Source organism: Streptomyces sp. BR123 (assembly GCF_013401435.1).
GTDB lineage: Bacteria > Actinomycetota > Actinomycetes > Streptomycetales > Streptomycetaceae > Streptomyces.
Map to the genome: position 1 here is coordinate 1 of NZ_JACBGN010000290.1, position 8,894 is coordinate 8,894.

Genomic DNA, 8,894 nt, shown 5'->3' on the forward strand with positions numbered 1-8,894 from the left:
CACCCCCGCGCCCCGCCGTGCCCGTGTCCGTGCCCCCGAGCTGATCGGCAAGGGCGGATGGATCAATACCGGCGGGAAGGATCTGAAGCTCGCCGACTTCCGAGGTCGCACATTGATCTTGGATTTTTGGACGTTCTGCTGCATCAACTGCCTGCACGTCCTCGACGAGCTGCGCGAGCTGGAGGAGAAGCACCGCGACACCGTCGTGATCATCGGGGTCCACTCGCCGAAGTTCGTCCACGAGGCCGACCACGCGGCCGTCGTCGACGCCGTCGAGCGCTACGAGGTGCACCACCCGGTGCTGGACGACCCGGAGCTGGCCACCTGGAAGCAGTACGCCGTGCGGGCATGGCCCACGCTCGTCGTGATCGACCCGGAGGGGTACATCGTCGCCCAGCACGCCGGCGAGGGGCACGCGCACGCCATCCAGCGCCTGGTCGAGGAGCTCGAGGCCGAGCACGAGGCCAAGGGCACCCTGCGCCGCGGCGACGGGCCGTACGTGGCGCCGGAGCCGGTGGCGGGCGAGCTGCGGTTCCCCGGGAAGGCAGTCGTCCTGCCGTCCGGGAACCTGCTCGTGTCGGACTCGACGCGGCACCGGCTCGTGGAGCTGGCCCCGGACGGGGAGACCGTCGTACGCCGCATCGGCAGCGGTGAGCGCGGCTTCGGGCCGGACGCGTTCAGCGAGCCGCAGGGCCTGGCGCTGCTGCCCGACGGGCGGGTCGTGGTCGCCGACACCGTCAACCACGCGCTGCGCACTTTCGACCCGGCCACGGGGGCCGTGGAGACCGTCGCCGGCACCGGCCGGCAGTGGTGGCAGGGCTCGCCCGCCTCCGGGCCGGCCCTGGAGGTGGACCTGTCCTCGCCGTGGGACGTGGCCTGGTGGCAGGGCCGGGTGTGGATCGCCATGGCGGGCGTCCACCAGCTGTGGACGTGGGACCCGGAGACCGGGACCGTGGAGGTCGCCGCCGGTACGACCAACGAGGGCCTGCACGACGGGCCCGCCCTCGAAGGCTGGCTGGCGCAGCCGTCCGGGCTCGCGGCCGCCGGGGACCGGCTGTGGATCGCAGACTCCGAGAACAGCGCCCTGCGCTACGTCGAGCCCGCCGCCGCCGACGCCGACGGTGACGGCGCCGCCGACGGGTACGTGCTGCGGACCGCCGTCGGGACCGGCCTGTTCGACTTCGGGCACCGGGACGGCGACGCGGCGCAGGCGCTGCTCCAGCACCCGCTCGGGGTGACGGCCCTGCCCGACGGCTCGGTCGCGGTGTGCGACACGTACAACCACGCCCTGCGCCGCTTCGACCCGGCGACCGGCCAGGTCACCACGCTGGCCACCGACCTGCGCGAGCCGAGCGCCGCCGTCCTCGACGGGGAGGACATCGTGGTCGTGGAGTCGGCCCGGCACCGGCTGACCCGGCTGCGGCTGCCGGAGGAGGCGGTACGGGTGGACGGCGTCGCCCACCGCACCCGGCGCGCCGCCACCGAGGTGGCCCCGGGCACCCTCCGGCTCGACGTGGTCTTCCAGGCGCCGAGCGGCCAGAAGCTCGACACCCGCTACGGGCCGTCGACGCGGCTGCTGGTCTCCTCGACCCCGCCGGAGCTGCTGCTGTCCGGGGAGGGCACGGGCACGGACCTGTCCCGGGAGCTGGAGCTCAACCCGGAGGTCGCCGGGGGCGTCCTGCACGTCTCCGCGATGGCGGCGTCCTGCGACGACGACCCGGCCAACGAGTACCCGGCCTGCCACGTCCACCAGCAGGACTGGGGTGTCCCGCTGACCCTCACCCCGACCGGCGCCGCCCGCCTCCCCCTCGTCCTCGCCGGCCTCGACGCCTGACGGAGCCGACGGAGCCGACGGAGCCAGCGGAGCCGACGGAGCCACCAGGGACGCCCCCGCACGGCGCGGGGGCGTTCTGCGTTCCCGGTCATCCGGTCATCCGGTCATCCGGTCATCCGGTCGGCCGGTCGATCGAGGCGGGGTGTGTCAGGACTCCAGGAAGGCGACGAGGGCGTTGGCGAGGAGGTACGGGTCCTCCGCGCCGCAGAGTTCGCGCGCGCTGTGCATCGACAGGATCGCGATGCCGATGTCCACGGTCTGGATGCCGTGCCGTGCGGCGGTGATGGGGCCGATCGTCGTGCCGCAGGGCATCGAGTTGTTCGACACGAACGTCTGCCACGGCACGCCGGCCCGCTCGCAGGCCGCGGCGAACACCGCCCTCCCGCTGCCGTCCGTCGCGTACCGCTGGTTGACGTTGACCTTGAGGATCGGACCGCCGTTGGCGCGCGGGTGGTGCGTGGGGTCGTGCCGTTCGGCGTAGTTGGGGTGCACGGCGTGGCCGGTGTCGGAGGAGATGCAGATGCTGCCCGCGAGGGCGCGTGCCCGGTCCTCGTACGAGCCTCCGCGCGCGAAGACGGAACGTTCCAGCACGTTCCCCAGGAGCGGGCCGTCGGCGCCGGTGTCCGACTGCGAGCCGTTCTCCTCGTGGTCGAACGCGGCCAGCACCGGGATGTGGTCCAGCGTGCCGCCGCCGTTGGCCGAGACGGCGGCCAGGGCCGCGACCCCGGCGTGCACGGAGACCAGGTTGTCCATGCGCGGCCCGGCCACCAGCTCGCGGTCGCGCCCCAGGTAGGCGGCCAGCTCGATCGAGTGGACCATCAGGTCCCAGCCCGCCACCGAGCCCTGCGGCAGGCGCTCTTCCTCCTCCAGGAACGCGATGAGGTCGCCCTCGCGGACCTCGCCCAGGCCCCAGATCGGCTGCATGTGCCGCTGCTTGTCGAGCTTGAGGCCGTCGCTGTTGACGGCCCGGTCCAGGTGGATGGCCAGCTGCGGTACGCGCATCAGCGCACGGTCCACGTTGACGAGCCGCTCGGTGCCGTCGCGCAGCGTCAGCCGCCCGGCCAGGCCCAGGTCGCGGTCGAGCCAGGTGTTGAGGAGGGGCCCGCCGTAGATCTCGACGGCGATCTGCCGCCAGCCCACTGACCCCGTGTCAGGGAGCGGCTTGACGCGGAGGTTCGGCGAGTCGGTGTGCGCGCCGATGATGCGGAACGGGGTGTGCGCGGCCGCGCCCTCCGGGACGTACCAGGCGATGAGTGCGCCGCCGCGGAGCACGAACCGGCCCCCGCTGCCCGCGTCCCAGGCGTCCGTCTCCGACACCTGCCTGAACCCTGCCTTCTCCAGCCGCTTCGCCGCGTTGGCCACGGCGTGGTACGGCGACGGACTGGCCGTCAGGAAGGTCATCAGATCGTCGGTGTGGCCGCGGTCGAAGCGGGCGGGAGAGCTCATGTGGTTCACCTTAACGACGGTCCTGTTCGCCTTGGCCGGACTGCGGCGGATCGCTGTCGAGGGACGCCGGAACCGCGGGCCGTGTCGTCCGCGGGTTCCGGCGGCTTCTCAGCCCGGCGGCCGCTCGAATCGGCGCTGCAGCTGCCTGCGCTCGCCCCGGCGGATGCGCGGGAGCATCTCCGGGGCCGTCGCGGAGCGCTGCGCGCGTCTCTTGCGTCCGGCGCAGAAGATACAGGCCTCTCCCGGGGGCGCGTCCGGGTCGACGGGCGCGCCGGGGTGCTCGGAGCAGCCGGAGGCGCCGCGGGGCCGGGACAGCTCGCGGGCCACGATGAACGCGCGGTGGAGGTCGTCCGCGATGCGTACGAAGTCGTCGGTGGGGGAGGTGAGGGCCAGGTGGAAGCGGCGGTCCTCGACGGTGCGGACGTGGTCGCGCAGCGCCTGGAGGGTGTACGGCGGGTCGGGCACCGGGTAGCCGAGCCGGCGCTGCTCCCCGGCGGGCGGGGCGGCGAGGCGGGCGGCGGCGGCCCGGCCGGCCCGGCCGCCGCGGTCGCGCAGCCCGAGGCGGCGCCGGTCGTTGCAGATCAGGCAGCGGCCCCAGCCGTCGGGTGCCTCGGGGTCGAGGGCGCCGTTCGGGTGCTCGGGGCAGCCGGTGTAGCTCTTGGCGGGGGCGAGTCCGGCGGCGGTCTGGAAGGCCGTGTAGAGGGCGTCGGCGACGGCCTCGTACTCGGCGGGGTGGGCGCCGTCGTAGAGCTCCTTCAGGTGGTCGCCGAGGCTGCCGATGGCGGCCTGCAGCTCCCGGAGGGCGTACGGCCGCCCCGTCGGGACCGAGTACCCCCTGCTGCTGCCGTGCTGCTCCTGTGGACTCATGCCTACGAGCGTGCCACGAAGGACCGACAACGCGGGAATCGGCAGGTGGCAGCGCCCCGCCGGGCGCCGGTGCCCGCCGGGCGCGGGTACGCGAGCGGCCGGACCCCCCGCACGAGGATCCGGCCGCGGTGCGTGTGCCGTGGACTAGAAGACGGCCTCGTCGAGGTCCATCAGGGAGTTGTCGACGGCCTCGGCCAGCGCGCGCTGGACCGAGACGCCCGGCAGGATCTGCGAGGCGAAGAACTTCGCGGCCGCGATCTTGCCCTGGTAGAAGGCGACGTCCTTGCCGGTGGCGCCCGACGCCAGCTTCTCGGCGGCCACGGCCGCGCCCTTGAGCAGCAGGTATCCGACGACGACGTCACCGGAGGCCATCAGCAGGCGGGTGGTGTTCTGGCCGACCTTGTAGATGTTCCTGACGTCCTCGCCGGTGGCGGTGAGGTCGGTGATCATCTGGCCGACGATGCCTTCGAGGTCGACGGCGGCCTTGGCGAGCGCGTCGCGGGCGCCGGCCAGGTCCTCGCCGCCCTCGCTCTGGGCGAGGAACTTCTTGATCTCCTCGGAGAGGAGGTTCAGGGAGGCGCCCTGGTCGCGGACGATCTTCCGGAAGAAGAAGTCCTGGCCCTGGATGGCGGTGGTGCCCTCGTACAGGGTGTCGATCTTGGCGTCGCGGATGTACTGCTCGATCGGGTACTCCTGCAGGAAGCCGGAGCCGCCGAAGGTCTGGAGCGACTGGGCGAGCTGCTCGTAGCCCTTCTCGGAGCCGTAGCCCTTGACGATCGGGAGCAGCAGGTCGTTCAGGCCGTGCAGGGCCTTGGCGTCCTCGCCGGCCGCCTCCTTGACCGCGATGTCGTCCTGCACGGAGGCCGTGTAGAGGACGAGGGAGCGCATGCCCTCGGCGTACGCCTTCTGCGTCATCAGCGAGCGGCGGACGTCAGGGTGGTGCGTGATGGTGACCTTGGGCGCGGTCTTGTCCATGAAGTTGGCCAGGTCGGGGCCCTGTACGCGCTCCTTGGCGTACTCCAGGGCGTTGAGGTAGCCCGTGGAGAGGGTGGAGATCGCCTTCGTGCCGACCATCATGCGGGCGAACTCGATGATCATGAACATCTGGCGGATGCCGTCGTGCTTGTCGCCGATCAGCCAGCCCTTGGCGGGGTGCTTGTCGCCGAAGGTCATCTCGCACGTGTTGGAGGCCTTGAGGCCCATCTTGTGCTCGACGTTCGTCGCGTAGACGCCGTTGCGCTCGCCCAGCTCGCCGGTCTCCCAGTCGAAGTGGAACTTGGGGACGAGGAAGAGCGACAGGCCCTTGGTGCCCGGGCCGTGGCCCTCGGGGCGGGCGAGGACGTAGTGGAGGATGTTCTCCTCCATGTCGTGCTCACCGGACGTGATGAAGCGCTTGACGCCCTCGATGTGCCAGGAGCCGTCCTCCTGCTGGATGGCCTTGGTGCGGCCGGCGCCGACGTCCGAGCCGGCGTCCGGCTCGGTCAGGACCATGGTGGAGCCCCAGCGCTTCTCGACGGCGATCTGCGCGACGCGCTTCTGCGCCTCGTTGCCCTCGGCGTGGAGGACGCCGGCGAAGGCCGGGCCGGAGGAGTACATCCAGACGGCCGGGTTCGAGCCGAGCAGCAGTTCCGCGTAGGCCCAGATCAGGGAGCGGGGCGAGGTGGTGCCGCCGATCTCCTCGGGCAGGCCGAGCCGCCAGTACTCCGACTCCATGAAGGCGTTGTAGCTCTTCTTGAAGGAGGCGGGGACCGGAGCCGTGTTGGTGGCCGGGTCGAAGACCGGCGGGTTGCGGTCGGCGTCCGCGAAGGACTCGGCCAGCTCGTTCTCGGCGAGGCGGGCGATCTCGGACAGGATGCTCTTGGCGGTCTCGGTGTCCATCTCGCCGAACGGGCCGGTGCCGTACAGCTTGTCGCGGCCGAGGACCTCGAAGAGGTTGAACTCGATGTCGCGGAGATTCGACTTGTAGTGCCCCATGGCGACGGCTCCGTTAAGGCTCGGGAAGACAGGTTCCTCGTACATACCAATCGGTAACGTAATGATGCTACCCGTCGGTAATAAGAAGCAACCCTTGTCCGGCCACTGTGACCAGCGTCAAAGCTCGCACCAGACCGTCTTGGTGCCGTCGCCCCCCTGGACGACACCCCACCGCAGCGCCACGGCGTCCAGCAGGGCCAGTCCCCGCCCGGACTCGTCGGCGCCGGTCGTGCGGCGCAGGACGGGCCAGGCCCGCGGATCGGGATCGGTGAGCTCGACCCGCAGGGTGCGGGGTGCCCTTCCGGTGATCCGCAGGGTGACGGGCGTGCCCTCCCCGACGTGGGCGATCACGTTGGTCAGCAGCTCGGTGACGCAGAGCTGGAGCTCCGGACACGGCCTGCCGAGGTGCTCGCGCACGGCGAGCCGGAGCTCCGGGACCGCCTTCGGCACGGCGAGCAGCCCGACGGCGAACGGCCTCACCGGCGGCCCGCCCGGAGGGCGGCGGCGAGACGGGCGGCGGTGCCGGCGTTGCAGTTGCCGAGCGCGATGAGGGGCGGGGTCCCGTACGTCCCGGCGTAGGAGGGGAGGTGGAGGTCGAGGGAGGGCAGCGTGATCCCGTGCGCGGCGAGGGCCGCGCGCAGCTCGATCAGGGCGTCGATCGCCTGGTGATCGGCGGGGTGCTGGCTCATGGGGGGGCCTTCCTGTGCGGACTGTGACGAACCGCTCACAGGCTGGCGGGGGTCGGCGTAGCGTGGGAAGGGTTTCGGGCTCCACAGTGCGAAGTGTGGAAGGGCGGGCGATGGTGGCCGCGCGTAAGGACATCGACGGCTCGGTGAGCGTGCCGGCCTTCTACGGCAACGAGCTGCGCTGGAAGAGAGAGGCGGCGGGCCTCACCCTTCAGCAGACGGTGGAGGGCATCTTCTACGGAGTCAGCTACCTGAGCGAGATCGAGCGTGGCCAGCGGCGCATGCCGGAGGACCTGGCGCGCCATGTGGATCAGGTGTTGCGGACGGACGGCTTTTTCGCGCGACGCTGCGAAGACGTCCGCAAGGCCCGGAGCGTCGGCCATGCCAGGTACGCGGAGAAGGTTCTGGAGGCCGAGAAGCTGGCTGAAACGATCGAGGAATGGTGCCCTACCGCCTTCCCGGGTCTGTTGCAGACGGAGGCCTACGCACGCGCCCTCGCCCGGGCGGAACGCCCGCTTGAACGCTGCGAGGAGACCGATGTGAAGGTCCAGGCCCGACTTCGGCGGGCCAGCCTCTTCGAGGACGACCACACGACGCCGGAGTATTGGGTAATCCTGCACGAATCTTTGCTGCGGCTGCCGGTCCTTCCGCCAGGGCAGATGGCGGAGCAACTCGACCGTGTCATCTGCTTGGGCCGACGTCAGCGGATCGTTCCACAGATCATGCCGTGGAACGCCGGAGCGCACCCTTTCATGTCGGCTGGCACTTCCATCATCATGACCTTCAGCGACGCGCAGCCGCTGGTCTACACGGAGTCCCTGCACAGTGGTGTCACCATCGACGATCCGGCCCTCGTGAAGCGGTATCGGAGGTCGTACGATCTGCTGAGGGCCGCCGCGCTGCCGCCAGAGGCGTCCCTCGCCATGATCGAAGCGGCCGCAGAGGACTATCGAAATGGCAAGCAGCCACATTGACTTGAGCGCCGCCCGCTGGCGTACGAGCAGCTACACCAACAGCGACGGAGGCACCTGCGTCGAGGTCGCCGACGGGCTGCCCGGGCTGGTCCCCGTGCGGGACTCCAAGAGGCCCGACGGGGGCGTCATCGTCGTCACCACGGCGGCGTGGGTGCCCTTCGTCGCCGCCCTCAGGGCACCCTGACCGGATCTCGACAACGGGCGGGCCGCCCCGGCGACCGGTGGCTGCTCGCGGAGGACTCCGAAATGGCAAGCATCGACTTTGACGTGGCCTCCGCGCGCTGGCGGAAGAGCAGCTACAGCAACGGCAGTGGTGGTGAGTGCGTTGAGGTAGCCGAGGGCTTCCTCGGCGCCGCCCAGTGGCGGAAGAGCAGCTACAGCACCGCACCGGAAGGGCTCTGCGTAGAAGTCGCTGACGGCGTCGCCGGAGTCGTCCCCGTCCGGGACTCCAAGCGGCCCACCGGGCCGGTGATCATCGTGACCGCTGGGGCCTGGGGGTCGTTCGTGGACGGGATCAAGGGGGCCTCTTGACCGGATCCGGGCGCTGGGCGGGCACCCGCCCTCGGTAGGCTGGCCGACATGTACGGCTACGACCAGAACCCGGGTGCCCAGCAGCAGCAGTACGCCCAGCCCCAGCAGCCGATGCCCGGGGCCGGGTACGAGCAGCCGCTGTACCCCGAGCCGTCCCCGCCCTCCCTCGCGGACGCGGTGCGCGCCTTCACGACCGGGTCGCTGTCCGCCGAGGACTTCCAGCAGGTCTTCGCCACCTCGAAGGTCTACTGCCCGCGCGGCGACACCCCGGGCTTCCTGGCGCTGCACAACACGCAGCAGCCGGTCATCCCCATGTTCACCACGCTCAAGGAGCTCCGCCGGTACGCCGGCAAGGAGTCCAAGTACTTCGTCATCACCGGCGCCGAGGTGATCGACCTGCTGCCCACCGGCTACGGCTTCGTCCTCGACATGGAGGGCGACCACCGCATGGTCTTCGACGCGAAGGCCGTCGAGCAGATGGTCGACTTCGCGATGCGCCGCATGTACGGCTGAGCACCCCGCACGGGGGCAGCAGGGGCGCGCGGGGGCGCGTACCTTTCTCTTATACACATCTTACGCTGC

General features: G+C 71.2%; 10 protein-coding genes. 5 read left to right on the top strand and 5 right to left on the bottom strand.

From position 1 onward, the window contains the following. The coding region (locus HYE82_RS30040; protein WP_256987895.1) for an NHL domain-containing thioredoxin family protein at positions 1 to 1,834 on the top strand (1,834 nt) is incomplete at its 5' end. A 147-nt stretch (positions 1,835 to 1,981) separates the two neighbouring features. Here HYE82_RS30040 and HYE82_RS30045 read toward each other — a convergent pair. From HYE82_RS30045 to HYE82_RS38565, 5 genes are all read right to left on the bottom strand, one after another. Further along, positions 1,982 to 3,280, bottom strand: a complete 1,299-nt coding sequence (locus HYE82_RS30045) for a M18 family aminopeptidase (protein ID WP_179177343.1) — start codon at positions 3,278 to 3,280, stop codon at positions 1,982 to 1,984. Positions 3,281 to 3,388: 108 nt separating this feature from the next. Continuing rightward, positions 3,389 to 4,147 (bottom strand): hypothetical protein, encoded by a 759-nt coding sequence (locus tag HYE82_RS30050; protein ID WP_179177344.1) that lies wholly within the window; start codon positions 4,145 to 4,147, stop codon positions 3,389 to 3,391. Positions 4,148 to 4,291: 144 nt separating this feature from the next. Further along, on the bottom strand, positions 4,292 to 6,121 hold the full coding sequence (locus HYE82_RS30055) for an acyl-CoA dehydrogenase (RefSeq protein ID WP_179177345.1): 1,830 nt from the start codon (positions 6,119 to 6,121) through the stop codon (positions 4,292 to 4,294). A 117-nt stretch (positions 6,122 to 6,238) separates the two neighbouring features. Next, positions 6,239 to 6,601: an ATP-binding protein gene (locus HYE82_RS38560; protein ID WP_309144496.1), complete on the bottom strand. Its 363-nt coding sequence runs from the start codon at positions 6,599 to 6,601 to the stop codon at positions 6,239 to 6,241. After that, the gene (locus HYE82_RS38565; RefSeq protein ID WP_256987896.1) at positions 6,598 to 6,810 is read right to left on the bottom strand and encodes a hypothetical protein; all 213 of its coding nucleotides are present in this window, start codon (positions 6,808 to 6,810) and stop codon (positions 6,598 to 6,600) included. The genes HYE82_RS38560 and HYE82_RS38565 overlap by 4 nt, the downstream gene beginning before the upstream one ends. A 113-nt stretch (positions 6,811 to 6,923) precedes the next feature. Here HYE82_RS38565 and HYE82_RS30065 point away from each other — a divergent pair, with 113 nt between their 5' ends. The 4 genes from HYE82_RS30065 to HYE82_RS30080 all read left to right on the top strand — a co-directional run bounded on the left by HYE82_RS30065 (position 6,924) and on the right by HYE82_RS30080 (position 8,825). Beyond that, entirely contained in the window at positions 6,924 to 7,781 is an 858-nt protein-coding gene (locus tag HYE82_RS30065) for a helix-turn-helix transcriptional regulator (RefSeq protein ID WP_179177351.1), read from the top strand. Continuing rightward, the gene (locus HYE82_RS30070) at positions 7,762 to 7,965 is read left to right on the top strand and encodes a DUF397 domain-containing protein (RefSeq protein WP_179177347.1); all 204 of its coding nucleotides are present in this window, start codon (positions 7,762 to 7,764) and stop codon (positions 7,963 to 7,965) included. The genes HYE82_RS30065 and HYE82_RS30070 overlap by 20 nt, the downstream gene beginning before the upstream one ends. A gap of 62 nt (positions 7,966 to 8,027) precedes the next feature. Continuing rightward, entirely contained in the window at positions 8,028 to 8,312 is a 285-nt protein-coding gene (locus HYE82_RS30075) for a DUF397 domain-containing protein (RefSeq protein WP_179177348.1), read from the top strand. Positions 8,313 to 8,360: 48 nt separating this feature from the next. Next, positions 8,361 to 8,825, top strand: coding sequence for an SseB family protein (locus HYE82_RS30080; RefSeq protein WP_179177349.1), 465 nt, complete (start codon positions 8,361 to 8,363; stop codon positions 8,823 to 8,825). Positions 8,826 to 8,894 lie beyond the last annotated feature (69 nt).

What these genes read in the sequence shown, in the direction of transcription:
- HYE82_RS30045 (WP_179177343.1), bottom strand. Translation starts at nt 3,280, where the DNA reads ATGAGCTCTCCCGCCCGCTTCGACCGCGGCCACACCGACGATCTGATG.
- HYE82_RS30050 (WP_179177344.1), bottom strand. Translation starts at nt 4,147, where the DNA reads ATGAGTCCACAGGAGCAGCACGGCAGCAGCAGGGGGTACTCGGTCCCG.
- HYE82_RS30055 (WP_179177345.1), bottom strand. Translation starts at nt 6,121, where the DNA reads ATGGGGCACTACAAGTCGAATCTCCGCGACATCGAGTTCAACCTCTTC.
- HYE82_RS38565 (WP_256987896.1), bottom strand. Translation starts at nt 6,810, where the DNA reads ATGAGCCAGCACCCCGCCGATCACCAGGCGATCGACGCCCTGATCGAG.
- HYE82_RS30070 (WP_179177347.1), top strand. Translation starts at nt 7,762, where the DNA reads ATGGCAAGCAGCCACATTGACTTGAGCGCCGCCCGCTGGCGTACGAGC.
- HYE82_RS30075 (WP_179177348.1), top strand. Translation starts at nt 8,028, where the DNA reads ATGGCAAGCATCGACTTTGACGTGGCCTCCGCGCGCTGGCGGAAGAGC.
- HYE82_RS30080 (WP_179177349.1), top strand. Translation starts at nt 8,361, where the DNA reads ATGTACGGCTACGACCAGAACCCGGGTGCCCAGCAGCAGCAGTACGCC.